The sequence below is a fragment of the Wolbachia endosymbiont of Litomosoides sigmodontis genome, assembly GCF_013365435.1.
Classification (GTDB): Bacteria; Pseudomonadota; Alphaproteobacteria; order Rickettsiales; family Anaplasmataceae; genus Wolbachia.
This window is the reverse complement of record NZ_CP046577.1, coordinates 312,311-337,076: the sequence shown is the minus strand read 5'-3', so window position 1 is coordinate 337,076 and position 24,766 is coordinate 312,311. Positions and strand designations below refer to the sequence as shown.

The following is a 24,766-nucleotide window of genomic DNA, read 5'->3' as shown; positions in this document are numbered from 1 at the left end:
ATTTTACGCTCTAAATTTGCAGAGTTTAAAAAAAATTTACTATACTGTCTCACTTTGCTCCATTACCATCTTCTTGTATTATCTTATCTATCTTATTTTTCCACTCCACTAAACAGATACAAAATTTACTAGGGAAAAAGAATCTAGTGGCAGAAGTTACCCGCTTTCTAAGCTTGCAAATTGATGTACCATACCTGTCTTAAATGCTTTACAAGCACATTTCAGTTTATATTACGTAAAACTTAGAAATATGTTGTGAAGACATTAAGGTACACATAGTGCCAAAATAAAATAATAAGATACCAATTATGTCAAGTAATTTTTGCCATTTAATTTATGGCAACATTCCTATAGCTTAACTAATTGACCTTATTAACAAAATCAACTAATATTTAAGTAAATTACCACATGAATATGGAAACTGACATAGTAGTAATAGGTGCAGGACCTGTTGGAATATTCACTGCTTTTCAAGCAGGAATGCTTGATATGAGATGTCATATAATAGATGTTTTAGATCAAGCTGGAGGGCAATGCATTACTCTTTACCCAGAAAAACCAATATACGATATACCTGGCTATCCCGTAATCACTGCTCAAAAATTAATTGAACAATTAATGGAGCAGGCCTCACCATTTGAGCCTGTTTACCATTTAAGTCAAAGGGTAGAAGAAATTACTAATAATGACAGCCAAAGTTTTACTGTAGTAACGAGCGCAGATACAAAGGTAAAATGCAAAGCTATTATCATTGCTGCAGGTAATGGAATGTTTGAACCTAATCGTCCACCCATTAGAGATATATTAGAATATGAAAATAAATCAGTATTTTATAACGTAAATAAAATTTCTGATTTTCAAGACAAAATCATAGTTATTACAGGAGGAGGCAATTCTGCAGCTGATTGGATCGTAGAACTCTCTAAAGTTGCAAAGAAAATTTATGTGGTACATCGAAGAAAAGAATTTCGTTGCACTCCCGAAATGAAAAATAAATTAAAATTGCTTGAAAAAAGTGGAAAGATAGAACTTATAGTACCATATCAATTACATGAATTAGCTGGAAAAGATGGGCAGTTGAATGGGGTAATAATAAAAAATATTCTTTCTAAGGAAGAAAAAAAAATATTCGCTGATTTTTTACTACCGTTCTTTGGACTATCAATGGATTTGGGTCCAATAGGTAGTTGGGATATTCAGTTAGAACATAGCCGCGTAGTTGTTGACCAGGCTACACTTAGAACCAGTAGAGATAGAATATATGCAATTGGAGATGTAGCTACTTATTTAGGCAAACTAAAGCTAATATTAAATGGTTTTGCTGAGAGTGCCATGGCTTGTTATGACATATACAAAGTGATCCACAATTCTCCAGTTAATTTTCAATATTCAACTTCGAAGGGAGCGTATGGAAAAAAAAGCGATTTACTTTAGGTCAAACTGCTGTATAGTGGCTTCATAGCTTTAATTTGATGATGAATATACCTAACATAGAGAATTGTGATCTTTACGGTAAAGCTGTCTTGCTCAGAGTTGATTTCAATGTTCCTATAAAGAATGGAAAAGTGTATGATCTTACTCGTGTTTTGAGGGTATTACCTACTATTCAGTATTTGATAAATACTGGTGCAAAGGTTATTATTATATCACATTTAGGACGCCCAAGAGCCAAAGAGAATAATCTTTCACTCAGAAATATAGTTAAAACTTTATCACAACTATTAAACAAAGAAGTGAAATTTGTTGACGGTTGTATTGGTAAAAAAGTACAAAAAGCAGTGAATGCAATAGCTATAAGAGATGTAATATTACTGGAAAATCTGAGATTTTATAAAGAAGAAGAGCAAAATGACACAAATTTTGCCAAACAATTGGCGACTCTAGCGGATATATATGTTAATGATGCATTTTCTTGTGCTCATAGAGCTCATGCTTCTATTTCACGTATTACAGAATTTTTACCTTCTTATGCAGGGTTCTGCTTACAAGATGAGCTAAAATATCTTGAGAAGGCTGTATCATTTGATGCCAAGCCTATTACTGCAATAGTTGGGGGGGCTAAAATATCAACTAAAATAAAAATGCTTATAAGGTTAACAGAAAAGGTTGATTATCTAGTTCTCGGTGGTGCAATTGCTAATAATTTTTTATTATTTAATAAAGTTAACATAGGAAAATCTTTCTTTCAAAATGGTATCAATGATCTTCTGCATGATATTATTGAAATGGCAAATAAAAATAATTGCAAAATAGTTATACCTGAAGATGCTTTAGTTGCAGTAAACTCTAGTTATAGCACTTGCATTTTAAGAAAAACTGAATCTATTTTGGATAACGATGTAATTCTGGATATAGGCCCTCAAACTTTAAGCACAATAAGTAGTATAATAGCAAGCAGCAAGGCCATACTATATAATGGACCTATGGGTGCTTTTGAACATTCAGTTTTTGCAAATGGCACAATAAAGGTAATGAAAGTTATAAGTGACTTAACGCATGAAGGAAAATTAACTAGCGTAATAGGAGGAGGAGATAGTTTATCTGCAATAAATGCAGCAGGTCTTACCAATAAAGACTTCACATATGTTTCGGCTGGTGGAGGAGCATTTTTGAGTTGGCTTAGCGGTGACAAGATGCCAGGAATTGCTGCGTTGCAATCTAAATGATTTTTCCATTTTAGTGATTGCAAACTCATAAACTAACTTTGAATCTTAAAACAGGTTCTCCAAGGTCCAAACTACATCCCATCTTTTTTGTGGTGAACTAGATAAAATGGAATTAGATAGCATGCATTTTGCAGGTAGTTTTTGAAGCTCAAGAAGATAAAAAGGCAGGTGCAATCTGGATAATAAATCCCAGCGTAATAGATTGAATATTAGACTGCATGGTCATACAGTTGGAATGAAATATTTAGGTAATACCAACTCTCATTTGTTAATTGGTTAAACAAGTGACATTGCAGAGTTGTTTAATTGCAGAGTAAGAAAAGGAAATAATAAATTTAACAAAGTGCTCTCAAGCAAAGCAACTGTATTATAGACTTTTTATATATAACCAAAGTCCTCCAATAAAGTTACCTCGAGTAGGTATATGTAGTTAGGTATATAATCTCAATATCTTTAGGTGCCTTTAAATCTTCTGACTCTTATTCCTCAATTAGCACAATCTATACAAGAAAGGCTTATCTTATTCTAAAATATTGCGATATTTATCCAAAAAATATATTCATACAATCAATGTTAACATTCAGTGCAAACATGATAAAACTCTCTCTATTTCCAAATTATCTGCACTATAGAAATAAAAATTTTCCTACCTAATTTTACTTTAACTCGTGTCTAACGCACTTTTTTAAATCATCTGTGCTAACCCTTTCAGATGTAGGCCAAACCGGCGCGATTTATTCAAAGATAAATAACTCTTGTTCAAGATACTTACCGATAAGCCTCTTACAGAGGACTGTAAACTTGCTAACATTTAAGCCAAATTCTTCTTAGATCATTACTCTCATTTCTTTAATAAGAATATTAGAATTATCTTATATTTACACTTTAATTTATTCAAATTGACTCTGACTCAATCTAGTTTTTTACGAAATTGAGTGGAGAAATAAATAATTTTTCTTCTCTCCCAAATTTTAGGTGTTTTATCCATGTAGTTAATGCTGTTCTTAAAATGCAACATATTTTTTTATGCCACACATTATTTCACCTTTCTTCAGCACTTCTTTTACTAATTCCTACGACTTTTTCATCCAATAATTTTGACTTCAAACACCATTTAAACTTCGCTATTCTACTTATACATCCCCTCATTATTCTCTATCAGTTCTCTATACAGCAGAAATTGTATAGGATGTCTATAACTGCATGGTTCTTTACGCTGTATAGCTTGTTATTCATATAGTATTAGTAGAATATTACCAGCTTCACGCGTAAAAAGGCTTTTTACAATGAAAGCAGGCAACATCATAAAATTTGTGATCCCATTAGATTAATATATTTTTTTACTTTTTCCCATTTAGCAAATTCCTTTGATCGGTTATTGCTTTGTACCCCAGTCTTTTTCAAATATCGCAAGCCCCTGGTCAGTAAGTGGATGGTTAAATAACTGTCTAAGTACTCTTGCTGGCACAGTTATTGAATTAGCACCAAGTCTTGCAGCTTCTATTACATGCACTGGACTCCTTACAGATGCAACGAGAATTTTAGTATCAAAGCCATAATTAGAATATATAGTGTATATATCCTTTATTAGCGATAAGCCACCATAGCTTGTATCATCAAGGCGACCAACAAAAGGAGAAATAAAACAAGCACTGGCCTTAGCAGCAAGCAGTGCTTGTCCAGGAGAAAAACACAATGTGACATTAGCAGGTATTTTATGTTCTGTCCACAACTTTTTACAAGAAATCAATCCTTCATGTGTAAGAGGTAATTTTACCATAATATTACTAGCGATTTTCGCTAATTTAAGACCTTTTCTAATCATATCTTCATGGTTATCTGCAACAACTTCAACACTAACAGGTCCTGTTATAATAGAGCATATTTCACTTATCAAATCTTCGTATTTATCCTTACACCCAGATTTTGCTATCAAAGAAGGGTTAGTTGTTATACCATCAATGAACTCTTTCAGTTCTTCAATTTCATTTAAATCAACGCTATCAAGAAAAATTTCCATATTAACTTTTCACGAAAAAAACATCCTCGCAGAATTTTGCTGCCTTACTGCTTAGCTTTTACAAGCACAAAACTTCTTATACCAAGAAAAAAGATGTTATTCAAGTAGCTTGACACACAATTCTATCGTTATAGTGGTAAATACAAAATATCACAAAATACTAGTGTCACACACTAAATGATACACCATCTTAGGCAAGTTCAAATTATAACGTTCATATAGTTGTGCATTTAGGCACTGGATAACAAAAATCCTACAGCTACTTAAATAATAAGTGACTTTTTGCTTGAAATAGCTAAAAAAGAAACTTATTATCAAGATAATTTAAATATATACTAATTCTCTTATTTTTAAGCAGTTCTTCATCATGAATCACATGATTAAAAATCTGAATTTGATTTGTTATAATATTACAATTATTACTTGCAACTTCCAATATTCCATTATCAATAACAATCTTCTTCTCCACTTGGCTACTAGTTTTAACAGTAATTATACTAGGCAATAAATAAATTAAGTAAGGAGAATGGTAAGATAAAATCACTAACTCTCCCTTGACCCCATTTACTAAAAGAGAAATTACTTTTTCAAAAGAAACCTGACCATCAGGAGAGAAAAATTGTACTTTCATCATAATTCTCAATTTTCAGCTCCAACTTTAGTTTCAGCCTTGATTAATTCAGCCTTTTTTATTGCTTCATCTATATTACCTACCATATAAAAAGCAGACTCTGGCAAGTGGTCATACTTACCTTCAACAATTCCTTTAAAACTGGAAACAGTATCAGAAAGTGAAACAAATTTACCAGGCATACCAGTAAATACTTCCGCAACATGGAAAGGTTGAGAAAGAAACTTCTGAATTTTACGGGCTCTATCAACAGTAATTTTATCTTCATCAGATAATTCATCTATACCAAGTATAGCAATAATATCTTGCAATGATTTATAAGTTTGCAATATACGTTTCACCTCAGAAGTTACCTTATAATGCTCTTCACCAATAATTTCAGTAGACAAAGATTGAGAAGTTGAATCAAGTGGATCAACAGCAGGATATATCCCCATTTCAGCTATTTGCCTTGACAACACTGTGGTTGCGTCAAGGTGAGAGAATGTAGTTGCTGGAGCAGGATCAGTTAAATCATCTGCAGGAACATATATAGCTTGCACAGAAGTAATAGAGCCTGAAGTAGTTGAGGCTATTCTCTCTTGCATTATACCCATATCTGTTGCAAGGGTTGGTTGATAACCAACAGCTGAAGGTATTCTTCCAAGTAAAGCAGAAATTTCTGAACCAGCTTGTGTAAAACGGAAGATATTATCCACAAAAAATAGAACATCTTGGTTTTCACAGTCACGAAAATATTCCGCCATAGTTAGTGCTGTCAAAACAACTCTAGCCCTTGCTCCAGGAGGCTCATTCATCTGACCATAAACTAAAACAGCTTGAGATTTTTCGTATTCACCTACATTTATTACATTTGAAGTGATCATCTCATGATAAAGGTCATTACCTTCACGCGTTCTCTCCCCCACTCCAGCAAACACAGAAAATCCTTTATGAGCTTTTGCTATATTATTAATCAATTCCATTATTAAAACCGTTTTACCAACACCAGCTCCACCAAATAAGCCAATCTTTCCCCCCTTAAGGTAAGGCGCAAGAAGATCTATAACTTTTATTCCCGTAACTAAAACCTCTTCCTGTACTTTCTGTTCAATGAAACTTGGAGGAGCTCTATGTATAGATTCTAAATGATACTTTCCTTTCAGTGGACCACATTCATCTATAAGCTCTCCAACAACATTAAAAATCCTTCCTAAAGTTGAACGTCCAACTGGAACTGATATTGGCGCACCCGTATCAATGAACTCGTCGTTTCTTGATACACCATTTGTACTATCCATAGCAATACAACGGACTATATTGTCACCTATATGCTGTGAAACCTCTAAAATTAGCTCTTTACCCTTATATTCTAATTTACTCTTTAAAGCATTAAATATTCTAGGGAGTTCACCTTCAAATTTCAAATCAACAACTGCTTGAGTTACCTTAACTGCCCTACCTATATTCATTTCCTTACTTTTATTACCTAACGCTATAAATTTAACAAAAAAAACTTTATAAAGAACTATGAAAAAAATTAATTCTATATTATTAATAGAAATTTTACAACAACATTCGCTAATTACGCTTTATTATAAACAATGCAAACGCATTCAACAACCAAGTAATAATAAATAGCACCAAACTAAGCGCATAAGCAGCAAGGGTTTGTACACTATTGAAACCCTGATCCCCTGTAAGTAATGTAGCAGTTTGCACAGTAATGGTAGTAACTGAATTAAGAGGATTAAAAGTCAAGTTCGAGTTGATTCCTACAGCCATTAATACTATCATTGTTTCACCTACTACTCTTGAAATAGATAATAAAATTGCACTTAAAATTGTAGGCATTGCATAAGGTATTGTTATATGCCATATAGTTTCTGCTGGAGTTGCCCCCAATGCCATAAAGCCATAGCGCAAGCTTTTTGGCACAGACCTGATTGCATCTTCTAATAAAGAAATAATAAAAGGTAGAATCATTATCCCTATCGATAAACCAGCAACTAAGGCACTCTCTGAGTGTATATTAAAACCAAAAAAATTTGCTATCTGCTTTACAAAGGAAGATAAAAATACAACTGAGAAGTATCCATACACAACCGTAGGAATAGCAGACAAAACTTGCAACATTGTATTAACAATATAACGTACTTTCTCACTCGCATATTCACTAATATATATCGCAGAAAATAAACCTAGCGGAACAGCAACTAGTATTGCTACAATAGTTATAATTAATGTACCAACCAAAAGCGGGATTACACCGAAACACCCTATCTTTTCTTCATTAATAGTGACCACACTGTGGCCCCATTTTAAGCAAAACAAGAATTCTGAAATAGATACCTTTCTAAAAAATTCAATAGATTGAGTAAGAACAGACAGCATTACAAATAAAGTGATAAAAAACGATATGGCTAAAGCAGCAAATAACATAAATTTGACTACCTTACTTCTTTTACTTTTAAAAATAAAAGCAAATACGAAAGAAAGGAACGTTATGAAAACGAAAGTTATAAAGCAATTGTCACAGAGTATTAACAACCAAGTTAACACCCATATATAACTAAGGCATAAATAAAATTTAACCTTATCCACCTTCTGAAACTCATTAAAACAAAATAAAAGAAGCAGTAGTACAGATATAGAAAAAAAGATTATTGTCAATGAATTCATCTACTCACATATCGAATCTTATTTTACGAGAATACAACTTTTAAGAGCATCCAATACATATAATGCAACCATCATTTGACAACAAAGCAAAACAATTTAAAATAACTAATTATATTTATAAAAATAATGAAGAGAACATTTCAACCAAAAAATTTAATAAGAAAACGCAGACACGGCTTCCGTTCACGTATGGCGACAAGAGCTGGAAGAAAAATTCTTAATAGGCGTCGCTTATTAGGATGTAAAAAATTATGTGCATAATCAAATTATCAAGCATAAAAAAAAAGATTTTTCATTTGCCTTTAAAAACAAGCTAGCGCTTAGTAATCTTTTTTACCGTGGGCTTTATATGTCGTTATATGCTATAAAAGAGAGAGAACTTGAAAAACATACTCACACCATTAGGATAGGCATTGTTATTAATAAAAAAGCTGGAAAGGCAACAAAAAGAAACAAAACCAAAAGAAGATTAAGAGTGCTTGCTAGAACTAACATTTTAGATACAAGTAATATAGGGTACTACTACATAATATTAACTCATAAAAATATTATGCAAGCAAGTTATAAAAACTTACAGAAAGATATAACTATTTGCTTTAAAAAAATAAAATAAGAAAAAATCTCAATTAAAGTATTTACAACTATATTATTCATGATAACATAGGTAAAATTTTTAAAATTAATTAATAGGTGTGATGAACGATGGCGCACATAAAAGAGGTAAATGATATAAGCTTTGGTGAGATGTATGGACCTTTATTTCCCTCTAAAGAAAATGGAAAAGGAACATGGATAGATTGGAAGGCAGCATTCAAGCAACAAAAATTATTAGAGGCAGAAAGCAATGCAATGCTATTAGAAATCAGTCATTCTCTTTTAAAAGAAAATCAATTATACAGAGAGGAAGTAGGGACAAAGTTAGATAATATAATAAAAAACAATCAAGGAAGTATAAGAAAAGGCAGGGAACTTTGCTGAAGATTAGAAGTTAAAAAAACAAAAGAATTAAAATAAAAGTATATTTACCACTTAATTAATAAAGAAACTTTTATAAACTTGGCAGCGACTTACTCTCCCTTTTCAAGTACCATCAGCGCTAAAAAGTTTCACTTCCGAGTTCGAGATGTAATCGGGTGTTTCATTTTTGCTATAACCACCAAGTTAATAAAAGTCTCTAATTCAATAAATTTCCCAATATTTAACACTGCATATACACATATAGAAAACAAACAAATAAATCAATCAGGCTATTAGTACTAGTTAGCTCCACATGTTACCATGCTTCCACATCTAGCCTATCAACGTGGTAGTCTTCCACGGCCTTAATTGGGAAATCTTTTTGAAGAGGGTTTCTTAGTTATATGCTTTCAGCAATTATCCCATCTATACATAGCTACCCAGCAATGCTATTGGCATAACAGCTGGTACACCAGAGGTATATCCATCTCGGTCCTCTCGTACTAGAGTCAGATCTTCTCAAATTTCCTTCACCCACGGCAGATAGAAACCGAACTGTCTCACGACGTTCTAAACCCAACTCACGTACCACTTTAATCGGCGAACAGCCGAACCCTTGGGACCTTCTTCAGCCCCAGGATGTGATGAGTCGACATCGAGGTGCCAAACGGTGTCGTCGATATGAACTCTTGAACACCATCAGCCTGTTATCCCCGGCGTACCTTTTATCCGTTGAGCGATGACCCTTCCATACAGAATCACCGGATCACTATGACCGACTTTCGTCTCTGCTTGGCTTGTCAGCCTCGCAGTCAGGCAAGCTTATGCCATTATACTATTAAGCTGATTTCCGACCAGCTCTAGCTTACCTTCGCACGCCTCCGTTACTCTTTAGGAGGCGACCGCCCCAGTCAAACTACCCACCATACAATGTCCTAGTTCCAGATAATGGAACATAGTTAGGTATCAAAAGTGTAAAGGGTGGTATCTCAAGGTTGACTCCATTACAGCTAGCACCATAACTTCAAAGTCTCCCACCTATCCTGCACATCACATTTTTAATAGCAATATAAAGCTATAGTAAAGGTGCACGGGGTCTCTTCGTCTAACCGCGGGTACCCCGCATCTGCACGGGGAATTCAATTTCGCTGAATTGATGTTGGAGACAGTGGAGAAATCGTTACGCCATTCGTGCGGGTCGGAACTTACCCGACAAGGAATTTCGCTACCTTAGGACCGTCAGTGTTACGGCCGCCGTTTACTGGGGCTTCAATTTAGAGCTTACACCCCTCCTATTAACCTTCCAGCACCGGGCAGGCGTCAGACCCTATACTTCCACTTACGTGTTTGCAGAGTCCTGTGTTTTTAGTAAACAGTCGCTACTCCCTATTTTGTGCCACCTACTCATAGTTGCCTAAAAGGAGGTTACCCTTCTTCCGAAGTTACAGGTACAATTTGCCGAGTTCCTTCAACATCATTCTTTCAACACCTTAGTATACTCTACTCATCCACCAGTGTCGGTTTACGGTACGGCCTCACAAATATAAGTGCTATTTCCTGGAGCTTCTTTTAAGCATAAGTCAATCCAATAAGACCTATACAAATACAAAACTCGTCACACTTAAGAGGTTCAGGAATATTAACCTGATTGCCATCGACTACTCCTTTACGGACTTGCCTTAGGAACCGACTAACCCTACGCAGATTAACTTAACGTAGGAATCCTTAGATTTTTGGTGAGAGTGTTTTTCACACTCTTTTACGCTACTTATGTCAGCATTCTCACTTCTGATATCTCCAGCAGTTTTTACAAATTGCCTTCACAGACTTACAGAACGCTCCGCTACCGCACTTATTGACCGCAATCAATAAGTACCCACATCTTCGGTATACAGCTTTAGCCCCGGTACATTTTCAGCGCAGAAAAACTTATTTAGACAAGTGAGCTGTTACGCTTTCTTTAAAGGATAGCTGCTTCCAAGCCAACCTCCTAGCTGTAATGGTTTTTCTACTTCCTTCCCCACTTAGCTGTAATTTTGGGACCTTAGATAGTGATCTGGGCTGTTTCCCTTTTCACCACGGATTTAGCACCCGCAGTGTGTCTGCTGTATAATCAATCATTGGTATTCGAAGTTTAGTTAGATTTGGTAAGACGGTGAGTCCCCCTAGTCTATCAAGCGCTCTACCCCCAATAACATACATACAACGCTCTACCTAAATAGATTTCGCGGAGAACCAGCTATTTCCAAGTTTGATTGGCCTTTCACCCCTAATCACAACTCATCCAATAATGTTGCAACATTAACTAGTTCGATCCTCCAGTATGTTTTACCACACCTTCAATCTGGTCATGACTAGATCACTTGGTTTCGGGTCTAATCCATAAAACTAAAACGCCCTATTCAGACTCGCTTTCGCTATGCCTACACCTAACGGCTTAAGCTTGCTCCATAGATTAACTCGCTGACCCATTATGCAAAAGGTACGCTGTCACTCTAATGTAAATTAGCTATTAAGATTGCTCTTGTAGCAAAAACATAGAGCTCCAACTGTTTGTAAGCACTTGATTTCAGATTCTATTTCACTCCCCTCCCGGGGTTCTTTTCACCTTTCCCTCACGGTACTTGTTCACTATCGGTCGTTAAGGAGTATTTAGGCTTGGAGGATGGTCCCCCCATATTCAAACAGGATTTCACGTGTCCCGCTCTACTCGAGGATTTAAAAACCTTCTACTTATACAGGACTATCACCTTCTATGGTTACTCTTCCCAGAGTATTCTAATTCTTATTCTTAAATCACTAGCCTTTTCCGCTTTCGCTCGTCACTACTAACAGAATCTCGTTGATTTCTTTTCCTTTGGCTACTTAGATATTTCAGTTCACCAAGTTTACTTTACATATTGACTTAAATATGCAATAACTAGCTTAACTAGTTAGGTTTTCCCATTCGGAAATCTGCGGATCAAAACCTGTTGACAATTCCCCGCAGCTTATCGCAGCCTGCCACGTCCTTCATCGCCTCTTAACGCCAAGGCATCCATCAAGTGCTCTTAATAATTTATTTGTCCGGCTATATGCAGAATATGCAGAGTTAAATATTATTAAAATTGAATTGAGATTAAATTAATCTCTACCATAAAACTTGTCAAACATCTAAAAACTAAACTAACTTTTTATAGAATAGAAATCAATAAATAATATGTCAATGCTTTTTTATACAAAATATTTACTTAAGTTGACAACGATAATATACTGTAACCCTAAGTTAGGTAAAATTTTAAACCTAGGTAAGTGACAAAGCAGTATTGTATACAATAGAAATTAATGAAAAAAACATTTTGTAATATAAAATGCTTTAAAATTGACTTTACTCAAATGATAGTGAACATTACAGGGTATTTTTAAGGTATGAAAAGCAATTTATCCTTCATAAATATTATTTTAAATTTTATTTGTAAGTTAATCAGCATGTTTAACCTTAAGAAGGCCAAACAATTTGTTGTAAATAAATATAGAACTCTCCATAAAGAAACAACAGCATTTCTTAAAAAATCCAAAAATCTATTAAGCACTAATATTGAAATAGGTTTATATCACTTCTACAAAGGTAATATCTCAGATGCAAAGTTAAGATTTTGGTTAACCGGCATGTTTTACTCCAACTTACCTATAGTTTGGTACAACATTGGAAGGTGTTATTTTGCAATGGGAAATACCAGCAAAGCTTACACCTATTTAACAAAGACACTAAAATTAGACAATAATTATGAAGAAGCATCTTATTACATAAAAAAAATGATAAATCCAGCACCTATTATAAAATTACCTAAAAATATTATAAAACAATACTTTGATTATACTGGCGAACATTTTGTTGAGCATTGGTTAATCGCAAAACAATATAGAGGTCATGAACTCGTACACACGGTAATTACAAAAATTTTTAACAACTCTATTTCTGAACTCAACATACTTGATCTTGGCTGCGGAACTGGAATATGCGGTCATTTCTTGAAAATACACAATACTGGAAATCACATAACAGGAATTGACATTTCAAACAGAATGTTAAATATCGCTAGAGGGTGTTTTATAAAGGGTAAACCTGTTTATAACGAACTAATACATATAGAAATGACAGAGTTCCTTAAACAAGAAAGAAGCCATCTATATGATGTCATTATTTTCGCTGAAGTGCTACATTATCTACATGATTTTAAAGTAGAATTGGAATTAGCAAAAAAATCTACAAGTAAAAAAGGAGCAATTGTATGTTTAATAAGAAGAAAAGAAGGTAAAGGTATTGACTTTGTAAATAAAGGAGACTACTTTCGTCACTCAGAAAGTTATGTTCAACACGTTGTAAAAGAAATAAATATGCAAATAAGTTATATGAGTTATTGTAAAATATATGGGAGTCAGGTCGATGGTATCTTATTTGCATTACAGCATCCACAAAAAAAATCGAAAAGTCTAACTTAAAGTATTACTTTTGCTTAAAACAGTGTCTATGTACTATAAATTATAGAGAGGAATTTATGAATAATATTACTATTAATCATGAAAAAAATAGCAAATTAACTGATTTTGGAAAAGCAGTTCTATCAGATAGATATTTAATAGAAAATGAAAGTTATCAAGATCTCTTTATACGCATTGCCAACTACTATTCTAATAATAAAGAGCACACACAGCGTCTTTATGATTACATGAGCAACTTGTGGTTCATGCCTTCAACACCAATACTTAGCAATGGTGGCACGAACAGAGGATTGCCTATTTCTTGCTTTCTCAACGAAACCGAAGACAGTCTGCAGGGAATAGTTAATTTGTGGAATGAAAATGTTTGGCTCGCCGCACGTGGAGGAGGAATAGGAAGTTACTGGGGAAATTTACGTTCAATTGGCGAGAGTGTGAAAGGAAGTGGTAAAACATCAGGAATTATACCATTTATTGTAGTACAAAATGCTCTAACTCTTGCAATTAGTCAAGGGTCCTTAAGAAGAGGAAGTTCAGCAGTCTATCTTCCCGTATCACATCCAGAGATAGAAGAGTTTCTTGATATACGCAAGCCAACAGGAGGAGACCCAAATCGCAAGGCATTAAATATACACCATGCTGTAATAGTAAATGACAAATTTATGCAAGCTATCGAAAGCGATCTAGAATGGAATTTAATCAGCCCACATAATAACAAAGTTATCTCAACTGTCAAAGCACGTGATATATGGATTAAAATATTAACAGCTAGAATTGAGACTGGAGAGCCTTACATTATCTTTCTCGATGCAATAAATAATAATAAGCCAGAGTCTTACAAAAGACTCAATTTAGATATCAAAATGTCAAACCTATGCAGTGAAATTACTTTAACTACAGGCTACGATCACCTAAGCAAATCGCGTACTGCTGTATGTTGTCTATCGTCAGTAAATCTTGAATATTATGAAGAATGGAAACACAATGAGCTCTTTATAGAAGACATAATGCGTTTTCTTGATAACGTACTAGAAGACTTTATAAATAAAGCACCAGATGAAATACAGCGAGCAAAGTATTCCGCAATGAGAGAGCGTAGTATTGGTCTTGGTGTAATGGGCTTTCATTCGTTTTTGCAAAGTAAAATGATTCCTTTTGAATCAGTAACAGCACAACAGTGGAATAAAAAAATATTCAAGTACTTACGTAAGCAAGCAGATATGGTCTCCAAAAAATTAGCAGAAGAAAAGGGAGCATGTCTTGATGCCAAAGAAATCAATCTAATGGAAAGATTTACACATAAACTTGCCATCGCTCCAACTGCCTCAATTTCTATTATTGCAGGCAATACCTCCCCTGGAATCGAACCATATGCAGCAAACGTATTTACACAAAAGACACTAACAGGTTCATTTGTAGTACAAAATAAATTTTTGCAAAAATTATTAGCAAAAAAAAATAAAAACAATGATAAAATATGGTCTTCGATTTCGACAAATGAAGGTTCTGTGCAGCATTTAGATTTCTTTAATGAGCATGAAAAATTAACATTTAAAACAGCATACGAGCTTGATCAGAGATGGATTATAGAACACGCAAGTGATAGAACCCCATATATTTGTCAATCTCAATCAGTAAACTTGTTTTTACCAGCTAATATACATAAACGTTACTTACACAAAATACACATGCTTGCTTGGAAAAAAGGTCTAAAGAGTTTATATTATTGTCGGTCACAGTCAATGCAGAGAGCTGACAAGGTTTCTCATGACATATTCAAAAAAAATGAAACATTGCAGCAAAGAACAGATATTGATTACGATGAATGCTTATCATGCCAATAGATGCTACATAGAGATCCTTATGAATTTTTAAAGTCCATTTCAAAAGACAAGCGCATAATGTGTCTTGACATGGGAGAAAAGAGAATAGGCATAGCGTTCAGTGACAAAACTCAGCTCATAGCTACAGCACATAGTGTATATCACAGAAAAAATATAAGCAAAGATTTAGGTTATTTAAACAGAATATTCAAAAAAAATGAAGCTGAATCAATAGTAATCGGGTTACCACTGGAAATAGATGGACAAAAAAGTAAATGGTGTGAAACCATAATCAAATTCGCGAACAAAATAATAAAAAAATATAAGATAAGCATATATTTACAAGATGAAAGCTTGTCAACGTCTATTGTAGCTCATGTACTAAAGATTACCGGAGTATCAATCACAAAATCAAAAAAAATAGACGATAAAATTTCCGCATGTATTATTTTACAACGAACGCTAGATAAGATAAATGTAATTAAATAATTTTTCTTGAATTATTGAATTTAAAATTCCAATTAAATAATAAAACTACACACAAAACAAGAACCTTTCGTATAAACGTGACAAAGCTCTACAGTAAGAGCAGCAACATGGTAATATTTTATATTTAAATTTTTAATTATCTGTTTCATCATGAATATAACCCAATCCTCATCAGCAGAGCCATTTTCTACAATGCTTTTCTTTAAATAGTTTGCATTATATTCATTCATAATTATAGCACCTCTTACTGCTGCATAAGGAACAGATAGACAACAACAAAAAAGCAGATATACTAAAGCAAGTAATACCAATTCTCATTGTTAGAAGATCAAATAAGCAACATTGCAGAGCTGTTTAATTGCGGAGTGAGAAAGAGAGATAATGAATTTGCACAAAGCGCTCTCAGGCAAAGTAATTATATTATTTGCCTTTATTACGCAACAAAAGCCTCTCAATAAGATTGAGCTTAGGTAAGTATGGTGATAGGTGTATAATTTTGATATTTTTAGATTAACTTTAAATTTTTTAACTTATTTTAGCTAACATAATCTATATTTGTTCAAGAAATATATTCATACAATCAGTATTGATATTCGGTACAAATAAGCTAAAACTCTCTCTATTTCTAGGATTAATTACACTTTATATTAAGTCCTTTTAATTCTTCTTATCTACTTCTATTTTACTCATTGTAAATCGGTCTTAGCGTAATATACAGAAAACTTTATTTTTTGCATATTCTAAAGTGTACTGCAGTCTTGCCGACATTCAAAATAAATTTTTCCTAAATTCTTATTCTCATTTCTTAACGGTAATATTAGTGTTTTCCTGTATCCACATTTTAATTTTGTCGAATTCACTCTAATTCAATCTAATTTTTCTATAACGTTGAGCCGTAGTAAACAATTTTACTTCTCTTCCAAGTTCTAGTGCTTTATCCATGCAGTTAGTGCTGTTCTTGAAAGAGTAAATATATTTACATGGCTGCTATACTATGCTTTTTTGCTGCAAATTATAGCTATTTAGTTTTTTTTGCAACATGTGCGTTATTTCGTATTTCTTTTAGCATTTCTTTTGCTGATTTCACGATTCTCTCATCTAATAATTTTGTGATTCCAACACCATTTAAGGCTCACATTTTACTTATTACAGTAAGGGCTTCTTTTCCATTATTGTTCATCCATTTCTTACATAGAAGGAATTGGTATAAAATTACAACCACTCTTGAACATTCTAAAGTTCGTAGTGCTGCTAATTAGAAATTAGATATTGCTTCTTTCATTTAGATTAATAATAATAGACCACCAGGCTCTACTCATCGCCAAACCTAGATCCATTATCTTTACTACTTAAAAAACACTTAGCCAATAAACAAACACAAATAAAAATATCCAGACTATATCTACAAAGTGCCAATACCAAGAAGCGAACTCAAAGCATAAATGATCCTGAGGTGTAAATTGATCTTTCCACATTCTGAATAAACACACTAACAAGAATATCACTCCTATTATAACGTGCGCACAGTGAAAACCGGTAATCATATAAAAATTGGATGCATAGATCCCTGCTTCTTGTAAAGAGAAGCCAACTTCATGATACTCTATTGCTTGTACTATTATAAAAAACACTCCAAGTAATATAGTTATGGACAGCATCTTAATCATGCTCTTTTTATCATTATTGAACAAAGAGTGATGTGCCCAGGTAATCGTTGTACCAGAGAGTAATAATACTAACGTGTTCATGAATGGTAGTGACCATGGATCAGGTGGCAAAATTCCTTCAGGAGGCCATTCAATCCTTTTTGTAGGAGAAAATGTTTCAAATAAAAAAACCGGGTCAAGCCAAGCTTTAAAAAATGAGCAAAAGAACACTATAAAAAATACAACTTCTGAAAGAATAAATAAATACATTGCAAACTTGAGTCCATGCTTGACAATTGCAGTATGACATTTATCATAAATGGCTTCTTTTACTACATCTCTCCACCAATAAAACAACACTCCTGATACTGCAAAGATTCCTAAAATTAAGCAAAATACTCCAGAAACCTGTTTATGGAGCGTGCAAACTAATCCAAGCACAAGAATAAGAACTGCTGCTGATATGGCAATTGGCCAAGGACTTGGATCTACTAAATGAAAATCATGTTCCTTACTTTTCATACACTATCCTCAAAAACATGTATTAAGCATACAAATTAGCTTAAAATTATCAACTTTTCTTAGAAACCTGATCAAATTTTAGAAAATCATATGCACTATCCCAAAAGACTAATTCAAATTGGTACTGACCTTAAATAAACTCAAATATTCTGCTTCTCCATTTCTTCTTACCCTTTTGCAATATTCATCAATGATATTCTTTAAAGAAGTGCACTCATACTCTATCAAATTACTGCTAAAAAAATCAAACCAGTCTTTGTATCTGTTATTTTCCTCAAATTCACTTTCATACTATCAATTACAGTCTTATATACAAATACACAAGAACATGAAACTGTTATAGTCTCATAGATATTACCATATGAGATAGACAAAAAAAAATTGGCGAAGTTAAAACATGTAGAAGATTTTTCCCCATTTTTCGTGCCATATAAAGCATAATAGTAATTATACAGAAACCTGTTAGGGGCTATTTATCTTCCGCACTATCATAGCAGTAGGATTATGTCACTATAGCCTTTTATCCCAGATACAATAGCTAATATGGTACGAATATAATCATCTAAAATAATGCATCTTGTTGCAGACAGAACTTAAAACTCTCTATAATTCAAAGTATTATTCATTAGCCCACCATCAAAAGGTTGATCTATCATATCACTTAAGAGGTTTAACTATAACAGCTCCTAATCCCAATTCTCATTGTTAGTGGGTCAATAAGTTTACAGAGTTGTTTAATTTGCAGAGTGAGAAAGAGAGGCAATAAATTTACACAAAACACTCTTAAGCAAAGCAATTGTTATTATTGCCTTTCATTGCGCAAAATGTTCTGTTTTATATACAACCAGAGCACCTCAATAGGATTAAACTCTGGTTAGTATGATGGTAGTTATATAATTTCAATATTTTTAGGTACCTTTAAATTTTTTGACTTATTCCAACTCGCACAATCCATGATAAGAAAAGCTTTTCGTATTTTTTAATATTGCAACATTTATTCAAGAAATATATTCATACAATCAGCATTGGCGTTATAAAGAAAAGTTGAAGAAAGTGTGAAATAATGCACATGTACAAAGAAACCAAATGCTTTTATTACAGCAAAAAAATACAGCATAATAGCCGTAACAAAAATATGTCGTATTTCAAGAATAGCATTAATTACATAGATAAAGCGCCTAAAATTTAGAAGAGAAAGAAAAATTGTTTACTCCCACTTCAATACTATAGAAAAGCTAGATTGAATTTAAACAATTTGGACAAGTTGAAGTACTGATACAAGAAAACCCTAATATTACCATTAAAGGAATGAGAATAAGAATCTAAAAAAAATTTAGCTTAAATGTTAGCAAGTCTACAGTAATATGCAAAAATGAAGCTTTCGTATATTACACTAAGACCAATTTACAATTGAAGAGAAGATAGAGGTAGACAGGAAGGGTTAAAAAAACTTAATGAGACTATTGGTAAGTATCATGAACAAGAGTTATTTTTCTTTGATGAATTGCAGTTTGACATACATTTGAAAGTTGATATAAGTAGTTTAAAAAGGACGTTAGAATACAAGTCAAAGTAAAATTAGTTAGAAAAATTTTCATCTCTATAGAGCAGTTAATCTTAAAAATGAGAAAATCTTTAGCTTATTTGCACCTAATGTTTAACACTGATTGTATGAACATATTTCTTGAACAAAGGAAGTTATATACCTATCACCATACTCACCTAAGCTCAATCCTATTGAAAGACTTTGGTTACACATAAAACAGAATATTTTGCACAATAAAAGCAATAATATAATTGCCTTGCCTGAGAGCATTTTGTGCAAATTCATTACTTCTTCTTTCTCACTCCGCAATTAAACAACTCTCAATGTTACTTGTTTTACTTTCTAGAAATGAGAATTAGTATATTGCTATACTTCAGTATAGCTTCTTTTCTATTATTGTCTATCTGTTCCTTGTGCAGTGAAAATTAGTATTAGCTGCAATAGTCAATAAAGCTCGAGTACAATCTGTTACATATAAAAAAATTCTACTAAAGGTAGAATTTAAACTTTTCACAACCTAGCGTATTGTTCATTAATTCAATATTAAAAAATGTTCTCTGATCTTTTTAACAAAATCAGATAATTCTCTCATAGTTATACCATAAAATTCCCCTTCTATTTTTTTATACACTTCTCGAGCCTTATAAATAAGAAAACTGCCGTTAATATAGTATAATTATTAATATAAGTTAGTATACTAGTATTGAGTTATAAATTAAAAACTTTAGCAATCTAAATAAACTTCCCCATTATTCCGTATATCAAATTCTCTAGAAAGAGAGAGATAAGTTCAAGTTTTCCCAAGAAAATCCACCATCCTTTCTTAATTCTTTACCAAAGTGGCCATAGCAGGCTGTACGTTTATATATAGGACGGTTGAGTGATAAATGACTAATGATACCTCTGGTTGACAAATCTATATTACTCTCAATAAGTTTTTTAATTTTTCTTTCATCTACCGTACTTGTACCAAACGTATCAATGTAAAACGAGGTAGGCTTTGACACACCAATTGCATAAGAGAGCTGCACAAGACAGCGCTCAGCTAAATTCGCAAAGACAATATTTTTAGCAAGATATCTTGCCATATAAGCTGCAGATCTATCAACTTTTGTTGCATCTTTCCCAGAAAATGCTCCACCACCATGTGGAATATAGCCTCCATAAGTATCAACCATAATCTTTCGCCCGGTTAATCCACAATCACCGACTGGTCCACCGATAACAAATCCACCAGCTGGATTGACTAAAAAATTTTCCTCGGCACACATCCATCCTTTAGGTAAAGACGAAACTACGTAAGGATAAATTATCTCTTTTATTTTTAATTGATCCAGATCTTCAGGATGCTGTATTGAAACTATAATACTTTCAGCACGTACTGGACGCTTATTCTCATAAGCTAAAGTAATTTGCGATTTTGCATCCGGACCAAGTTTTACTTCCTTAACCATATTCATGATGTTTTTCAGAATAGAGTGCGCATAAAAAATAGGAGCTGGCATAAGCACTCCTGTTTCTATTGTTGCATAGCCATACATTATGCCCTGATCTCCAGCACCTTGACTCACCCCTATAGCAATGTCGTTTGATTGTTCATGCAGCAATATATTTACTTTGACTGTCTCCCAATGAAAACCATCGTGCTCGTAACCAACATCTTTTATTGTATCCCTTACAATATTCTCAATCCTACCATTTGCAATGTTAGGCCCAAATACCTCCCCAGCTATAACAACATTATCTTTAGTAACTAAGGTCTCTATTGCAGTTCGTGAGAAAGGATCAGTCAAAAGATATTCATCAAGTATTGCATCCGAAATTTGATCTGCTAGTTTATCTGGATGACCAGCAGCAACTGACTCACTAGTTATTAAATTTTTACGTACACTCATGCTTTAGATTTGCTTATACAATAAAAATTATCATAGAAAATTTAGCTAGCAACTACTAAATAGTGGGCTTGGGAAGAGTTGAACTTCCGACCTCACGCTTATCAGACGTGTGCTCTAACCACCTGAGCTACAAACCCCTAATTCATTCAAGCTAAAGCCTGTACATTATCTACAGGTGCAATATCAATAAAAGTTCTTTTATTTACTGATCTTCTAAACCTAATCCAGCCTTCCACTTTAGCAAAAATCGTATGATCTTTACCCATACCAGCATTTTTTCCAGGATGAAATTTTGTACCCCTTTGACGAACGATTATGTCACCAGGAATAACTCTTCCGTTTTTTTTTACTCCTAATCTACGACCTGCGGAATCTCTGCCATTGCAGGAACTACCACCTGATTTTTTAGTTGCCATATCTTATTTCTCATTCTCAATGATTAATTTCATTAATACGAAGAACAGTCATATACTGCCTATGACCAGTCTTCCTACGGTAATTCTTTCTTCTCTTCTTTTTAAAAATTATAATTTTTTTTCCTCTATGCTGCCCAAGCACTTCAGCCTTAACAGTAGCACTAGTTAAACAAGACAAACTGCCACCTGAAAGGCAAACTACTTTATCAATCTCTATCTCCTTTCCTTCCTCAACTTCCAATTTTTCTACTTTTATTATACTACCTTTTTTTACTAAATATTGCTTTCCACCTGTTTTAATCACCGCAAACATAACAAATATACACTTTTACTATATAATTTTAATTGTAAAGGACGTTATATATACTGTCAAGACAAATCCTCCTGAGCAAAAAAGTAACTCCACAAATTCTTGTGGTAATTAGATTCAGCAGCACAGTACAACGCTACCTTAGCTTCATTATTTTTAGCGTTAACGTCTACACTGTGTTTTGGTAATTTTTTGCCTACATTAATCCTCTATCTTACAACAGCCAAAAAAAGGCATACTGAAGTAAGATAGCAAAGTTTAAACGGTGCTGAATCAAAATTATAGATGGAAAAGTCGTGAATCAGCAAAAGAAATGCTGAAAAAGTGCGAAATGTAACATATGTTACAAACAAATTAAATGCTGTAATTACAGTAAAAAAGTATAGTATAACAGCCATAACAAAAATATGTTGTATTTCAAGAATAGCATTGAATAGATAAATAAAGCATCTATAATTTGGAAGAGAAAAAAAATTGTTTACCCCCTCAATATCATAGAAAGACTAGATTGAATCAGAGTTAATTTGAGTAAGTTGAAGTACTGATATAAAAACTAATATTATCATTAAGAAATAAGAATCTAGGAAAAATTTGGCCTAAATATCAGCAACTCTACAGTACACTGTAACATGCAAAAAAGCTGGATACGGATAGTTTAAAAAGGGCGTTAGAACACATATAAAAGCAAAATTAGGCAGATAAACTTTTTCTCTACAGAGTAGTCAATCCTAAAAATGGAGAAAGTTCTAGCTTACTTACACCTAATGTTAACACTGATTCTATGAATATATTTCATGAACAAATGTCGCACTCTTGTCATGGATTACTTTAAGTTAGTATGAGTTAAAAAATTCAAAGGTACTTCAAAAATATTGAGATCATATGCCTGCTACTATATTCATACGAGCTCAATCCTATTGAGAGACTTTGTGCAAATTTATTACCTCTCTTTCTCATTCCGCAATTAAACAACTCTGCAATGTATTCAATGCTATTCTTAAAATAGAACATACTTTTGCTATGACTGTTATACTATACTTTTTTGCTACAATTACAGCATTTAGCTTGTTTGTAATATATGCTTCATTCACACTTTTTTCAGCACTTTTTTTACTAATTTCACGACCTTTCCATCTAATAATTTTGATTCAGCACTATTTAAACCTCGCTATCTTACTTTAGTATGCCTTTCTTTTCTATTATTATCTATCCCTTCCTTGTACAGTAGGAATTAGTACAATTACTCAACTTTTCACTCAAAACCAAATTCACAATATCAGGACTGGCTTTTCCTTTTGTAAGTTTCATGGCTTCGCCAACAAAGAATCCGTACAGTTTTGTTTTACCATTTTTATATTCTTGAACCTTACTTTGGTTATCATTAACAATTTTGTTGATAATTTCTGATATTTGACCTTTATCGGTTATTTGCTTCAGCTCCCGCTCTTCTATGATTAAAGATGCTGGCTTACCAGTTTCAAACATAATATCAAAAACTTGCTTACCAAGCTTAGCAGAGATCGTTCCATCAACAATAAAATCTAAAAGTTCAGATAAGGCATCTGCTTTAATTGGAGAGCTTACAATATCAATACCTGCTTTATTCAAGCGACTAAAAAGCTCTACGGTTAGCCAAGTAATAGCAAGCTTTAAATCGTGCTTTTTTATCAATTCTTCAAAATAGTCAGCAATTGCTTTATCAGAAGTGATGACATCAGCATCGTATTCGTTGATATTCAATTCTTCAATGTATCGCAGCTTTTTTTGATTTGGCAATTCTGGCAAAGATAACCTAATAGAATCGATTTTATCCTGAGTTATCTCAATAGGTAGTAAATCTGGTTCTGGAAAATATCTATAATCACTTACATTCTCTTTATTCCGCATCACTTTTGTTTTACCTGAGGCAACATCAAACAATAAAGTATCTTGACTTATTTTTCCTCCACTTTCCAAAATTCCAATTTGCCTTTGTATTTCATAATCTATAGCTTGTACAATATAACGTATTGAGTTCAGGTTTTTTATCTCGCAGCGGATACCAAATGTGCTACTACCTTTTGGACAAACAGAAACATTTGCATCACAACGAAGTGACCCTTTTTCCATATCACCATCACATGAGCCAATGTAACGCAAAATCTGCCTCAACTTTTTCATGAATTCAGCAGCTTCTGCAGATGACCGAAGATCTGGCCCCGAGACAATTTCCATTAAAGCAATCCCTGCACGATTTAAATCTATATAAGTTTTGCTCTTTTCATGAACGCTCTTTCCTGCATCTTGCTCTAGATGAATTCTAGTAATTCTTATTTCTTTTTCATTATTATTGATAAATATTTTACCATTTTTAACTATTGGCTCAAAAAACTGAGTTATTTGATAACCTTGTGGCAAATCTGGGTAAAAGTAATTTTTTCGATCAAAGTAAAAGCTCTTGTTAATCTCTGCAGAAAGCGCAAGACCAGTGCGTATTGCCTGCTCTATAGAGTAGTAATTCAGTATTGGTAGTGTGCCTGGCATTGCTGCATCAACTAGAGAAACTTGAGTATTATGCTCAACACCAAACTCAGTTGATGAGCTAGAAAATAGCTTTGTCTTAGAAGAAACTTGAGCATGCACTTCAAGCCCAATTACCACTTCCCAATCCACGTTTGTCATGCATTTGATTTAAATGATAATCTTAACATTCTGCAAAATTAGCA

General features: G+C 33.4%; 18 protein-coding genes, 1 tRNA gene, 2 rRNA genes and 3 pseudogenes. 9 read left to right on the top strand and 15 right to left on the bottom strand.

The window, feature by feature from the left end; all coding sequences use genetic code 11:
* The first annotated feature begins 414 nt into the window (after positions 1-414).
* Both GOY07_RS01455 and GOY07_RS01450 read left to right on the top strand, forming a co-directional pair.
* Complete coding sequence (locus tag GOY07_RS01455) at positions 415-1,434, top strand: NAD(P)/FAD-dependent oxidoreductase (RefSeq protein WP_175837668.1); 1,020 nt, start codon at positions 415-417, stop codon at positions 1,432-1,434.
* Positions 1,435-1,475: 41 nt separating this feature from the next.
* Complete coding sequence (locus tag GOY07_RS01450) at positions 1,476-2,666, top strand: phosphoglycerate kinase (RefSeq protein ID WP_175838490.1); 1,191 nt, start codon at positions 1,476-1,478, stop codon at positions 2,664-2,666.
* 1,375 nt (positions 2,667-4,041) lie between these two features.
* Here the strand turns inward: GOY07_RS01450 and GOY07_RS01445 are convergent.
* The 4 genes from GOY07_RS01445 to pstC form a co-directional block, all read right to left on the bottom strand.
* Positions 4,042-4,686: a transaldolase family protein gene (locus GOY07_RS01445; protein WP_175837666.1), complete on the bottom strand. Its 645-nt coding sequence runs from the start codon at positions 4,684-4,686 to the stop codon at positions 4,042-4,044.
* 295 nt (positions 4,687-4,981) lie between these two features.
* Positions 4,982-5,317 carry a F0F1 ATP synthase subunit epsilon gene (locus tag GOY07_RS01440; protein ID WP_175838488.1) on the bottom strand — a complete coding sequence of 112 codons (336 nt, stop codon included), beginning with the start codon at positions 5,315-5,317 and terminating at the stop codon, positions 4,982-4,984.
* 8 nt (positions 5,318-5,325) lie between these two features.
* The gene (gene atpD / locus GOY07_RS01435) at positions 5,326-6,768 is read right to left on the bottom strand and encodes a F0F1 ATP synthase subunit beta (RefSeq protein ID WP_175837664.1); all 1,443 of its coding nucleotides are present in this window, start codon (positions 6,766-6,768) and stop codon (positions 5,326-5,328) included.
* Between the two features lie 109 nt (positions 6,769-6,877).
* The gene (pstC, locus tag GOY07_RS01430; RefSeq protein WP_175837662.1) at positions 6,878-7,978 is read right to left on the bottom strand and encodes a phosphate ABC transporter permease subunit PstC; all 1,101 of its coding nucleotides are present in this window, start codon (positions 7,976-7,978) and stop codon (positions 6,878-6,880) included.
* A gap of 126 nt (positions 7,979-8,104) precedes the next feature.
* On the opposite strand from pstC, the gene rpmH reads away from it, so the two are divergent.
* From rpmH to GOY07_RS01415, 3 genes are all read left to right on the top strand, one after another.
* The gene (gene rpmH / locus GOY07_RS01425) at positions 8,105-8,239 is read left to right on the top strand and encodes a 50S ribosomal protein L34 (protein WP_175837660.1); all 135 of its coding nucleotides are present in this window, start codon (positions 8,105-8,107) and stop codon (positions 8,237-8,239) included.
* The gene (gene rnpA, locus GOY07_RS01420; RefSeq protein ID WP_175837659.1) at positions 8,232-8,591 is read left to right on the top strand and encodes a ribonuclease P protein component; all 360 of its coding nucleotides are present in this window, start codon (positions 8,232-8,234) and stop codon (positions 8,589-8,591) included. The genes rpmH and rnpA overlap by 8 nt, the downstream gene beginning before the upstream one ends.
* Before the next feature lie 89 nt (positions 8,592-8,680).
* Positions 8,681-8,956 carry a hypothetical protein gene (locus tag GOY07_RS01415; RefSeq protein ID WP_175837657.1) on the top strand — a complete coding sequence of 92 codons (276 nt, stop codon included), beginning with the start codon at positions 8,681-8,683 and terminating at the stop codon, positions 8,954-8,956.
* Between the two features lie 76 nt (positions 8,957-9,032).
* Here GOY07_RS01415 and rrf read toward each other — a convergent pair.
* A 5S ribosomal RNA gene (gene rrf / locus GOY07_RS01410) occupies positions 9,033-9,139 on the bottom strand.
* A 68-nt stretch (positions 9,140-9,207) separates the two neighbouring features.
* A 23S ribosomal RNA gene (locus GOY07_RS01405) occupies positions 9,208-11,999 on the bottom strand.
* A 344-nt stretch (positions 12,000-12,343) separates the two neighbouring features.
* Here GOY07_RS01405 and GOY07_RS01400 point away from each other — a divergent pair.
* Genes GOY07_RS01400 through ruvX form a run of 3 tightly spaced genes read left to right on the top strand, consistent with a single transcriptional unit; the run spans position 12,344 to position 15,726 of the window.
* The gene (locus tag GOY07_RS01400; RefSeq protein WP_175837655.1) at positions 12,344-13,417 is read left to right on the top strand and encodes a methyltransferase; all 1,074 of its coding nucleotides are present in this window, start codon (positions 12,344-12,346) and stop codon (positions 13,415-13,417) included.
* 56 nt (positions 13,418-13,473) lie between these two features.
* A complete protein-coding gene (locus GOY07_RS01395) occupies positions 13,474-15,258 on the top strand; it encodes a ribonucleoside-diphosphate reductase subunit alpha (RefSeq protein WP_175837653.1) in 1,785 nt (594 codons plus the stop codon).
* Complete coding sequence (ruvX, locus tag GOY07_RS01390) at positions 15,259-15,726, top strand: Holliday junction resolvase RuvX (RefSeq protein ID WP_175837651.1); 468 nt, start codon at positions 15,259-15,261, stop codon at positions 15,724-15,726. It abuts the gene before it with no gap.
* A gap of 32 nt (positions 15,727-15,758) precedes the next feature.
* Here the strand turns inward: ruvX and GOY07_RS01385 are convergent, their stop codons facing one another.
* The 3 genes and pseudogenes from GOY07_RS01385 to GOY07_RS04610 form a co-directional block, all read right to left on the bottom strand.
* On the bottom strand, positions 15,759-15,956 hold the full coding sequence (locus tag GOY07_RS01385) for a RuvC family protein (RefSeq protein WP_175837649.1): 198 nt from the start codon (positions 15,954-15,956) through the stop codon (positions 15,759-15,761).
* A 1,119-nt stretch (positions 15,957-17,075) separates the two neighbouring features.
* Positions 17,076-17,894, bottom strand: coding sequence for a cytochrome c oxidase subunit 3 (locus GOY07_RS01380; RefSeq protein ID WP_175837648.1), 819 nt, complete (start codon positions 17,892-17,894; stop codon positions 17,076-17,078).
* Positions 17,895-18,628: 734 nt separating this feature from the next.
* Positions 18,629-18,921: pseudogene (locus GOY07_RS04610) on the bottom strand (transposase); the annotation flags it as partial.
* On the opposite strand from GOY07_RS04610, the pseudogene GOY07_RS04605 reads away from it, so the two are divergent.
* Positions 18,900-19,753, top strand: a pseudogene (locus GOY07_RS04605) (transposase). The pseudogenes GOY07_RS04610 and GOY07_RS04605 sit on opposite strands and share 22 nt — an antisense overlap.
* A 411-nt stretch (positions 19,754-20,164) precedes the next feature.
* Here the strand turns inward: GOY07_RS04605 and metK are convergent.
* From metK to gatB, 6 genes and pseudogenes are all read right to left on the bottom strand, one after another.
* Positions 20,165-21,335, bottom strand: a pseudogene (gene metK / locus GOY07_RS01370) (methionine adenosyltransferase).
* Between the two features lie 63 nt (positions 21,336-21,398).
* Positions 21,399-21,472: transfer RNA gene (locus GOY07_RS01365), tRNA-Ile, on the bottom strand.
* Positions 21,473-21,481: 9 nt separating this feature from the next.
* On the bottom strand, positions 21,482-21,751 hold the full coding sequence (gene rpmA / locus GOY07_RS01360) for a 50S ribosomal protein L27 (RefSeq protein ID WP_175837644.1): 270 nt from the start codon (positions 21,749-21,751) through the stop codon (positions 21,482-21,484).
* Positions 21,752-21,767: 16 nt separating this feature from the next.
* On the bottom strand, positions 21,768-22,064 hold the full coding sequence (rplU, locus tag GOY07_RS01355) for a 50S ribosomal protein L21 (RefSeq protein WP_175837642.1): 297 nt from the start codon (positions 22,062-22,064) through the stop codon (positions 21,768-21,770).
* A gap of 950 nt (positions 22,065-23,014) precedes the next feature.
* On the bottom strand, positions 23,015-23,152 hold the full coding sequence (locus GOY07_RS04170; protein WP_218938984.1) for a hypothetical protein: 138 nt from the start codon (positions 23,150-23,152) through the stop codon (positions 23,015-23,017).
* A 115-nt stretch (positions 23,153-23,267) separates the two neighbouring features.
* The gene (gene gatB, locus GOY07_RS01345) at positions 23,268-24,722 is read right to left on the bottom strand and encodes an Asp-tRNA(Asn)/Glu-tRNA(Gln) amidotransferase subunit GatB (RefSeq protein WP_175837641.1); all 1,455 of its coding nucleotides are present in this window, start codon (positions 24,720-24,722) and stop codon (positions 23,268-23,270) included.
* Positions 24,723-24,766 lie beyond the last annotated feature (44 nt).

Excerpts from the sequence above, each read along its gene's own strand:
- GOY07_RS01385 (WP_175837649.1), bottom strand. The coding sequence starts at position 15,956 with ATGAATGAATATAATGCAAACTATTTAAAGAAAAGCATTGTAGAAAAT.
- rpmH (WP_175837660.1), top strand. The coding sequence starts at position 8,105 with ATGAAGAGAACATTTCAACCAAAAAATTTAATAAGAAAACGCAGACAC.
- GOY07_RS01395 (WP_175837653.1), top strand. The coding sequence starts at position 13,474 with ATGAATAATATTACTATTAATCATGAAAAAAATAGCAAATTAACTGAT.
- pstC (WP_175837662.1), bottom strand. The coding sequence starts at position 7,978 with ATGAATTCATTGACAATAATCTTTTTTTCTATATCTGTACTACTGCTT.
- rpmA (WP_175837644.1), bottom strand. The coding sequence starts at position 21,751 with ATGGCAACTAAAAAATCAGGTGGTAGTTCCTGCAATGGCAGAGATTCC.
- GOY07_RS01450 (WP_175838490.1), top strand. The coding sequence starts at position 1,476 with ATGAATATACCTAACATAGAGAATTGTGATCTTTACGGTAAAGCTGTC.
- atpD (WP_175837664.1), bottom strand. The coding sequence starts at position 6,768 with ATGAATATAGGTAGGGCAGTTAAGGTAACTCAAGCAGTTGTTGATTTG.
- rplU (WP_175837642.1), bottom strand. The coding sequence starts at position 22,064 with ATGTTTGCGGTGATTAAAACAGGTGGAAAGCAATATTTAGTAAAAAAA.
- GOY07_RS01380 (WP_175837648.1), bottom strand. The coding sequence starts at position 17,894 with ATGAAAAGTAAGGAACATGATTTTCATTTAGTAGATCCAAGTCCTTGG.
- GOY07_RS01415 (WP_175837657.1), top strand. The coding sequence starts at position 8,681 with ATGGCGCACATAAAAGAGGTAAATGATATAAGCTTTGGTGAGATGTAT.
- GOY07_RS01440 (WP_175838488.1), bottom strand. The coding sequence starts at position 5,317 with ATGAAAGTACAATTTTTCTCTCCTGATGGTCAGGTTTCTTTTGAAAAA.
- GOY07_RS01445 (WP_175837666.1), bottom strand. The coding sequence starts at position 4,686 with ATGGAAATTTTTCTTGATAGCGTTGATTTAAATGAAATTGAAGAACTG.
- ruvX (WP_175837651.1), top strand. The coding sequence starts at position 15,259 with ATGCTACATAGAGATCCTTATGAATTTTTAAAGTCCATTTCAAAAGAC.
- gatB (WP_175837641.1), bottom strand. The coding sequence starts at position 24,722 with ATGACAAACGTGGATTGGGAAGTGGTAATTGGGCTTGAAGTGCATGCT.
- GOY07_RS01400 (WP_175837655.1), top strand. The coding sequence starts at position 12,344 with ATGAAAAGCAATTTATCCTTCATAAATATTATTTTAAATTTTATTTGT.
- GOY07_RS01455 (WP_175837668.1), top strand. The coding sequence starts at position 415 with ATGGAAACTGACATAGTAGTAATAGGTGCAGGACCTGTTGGAATATTC.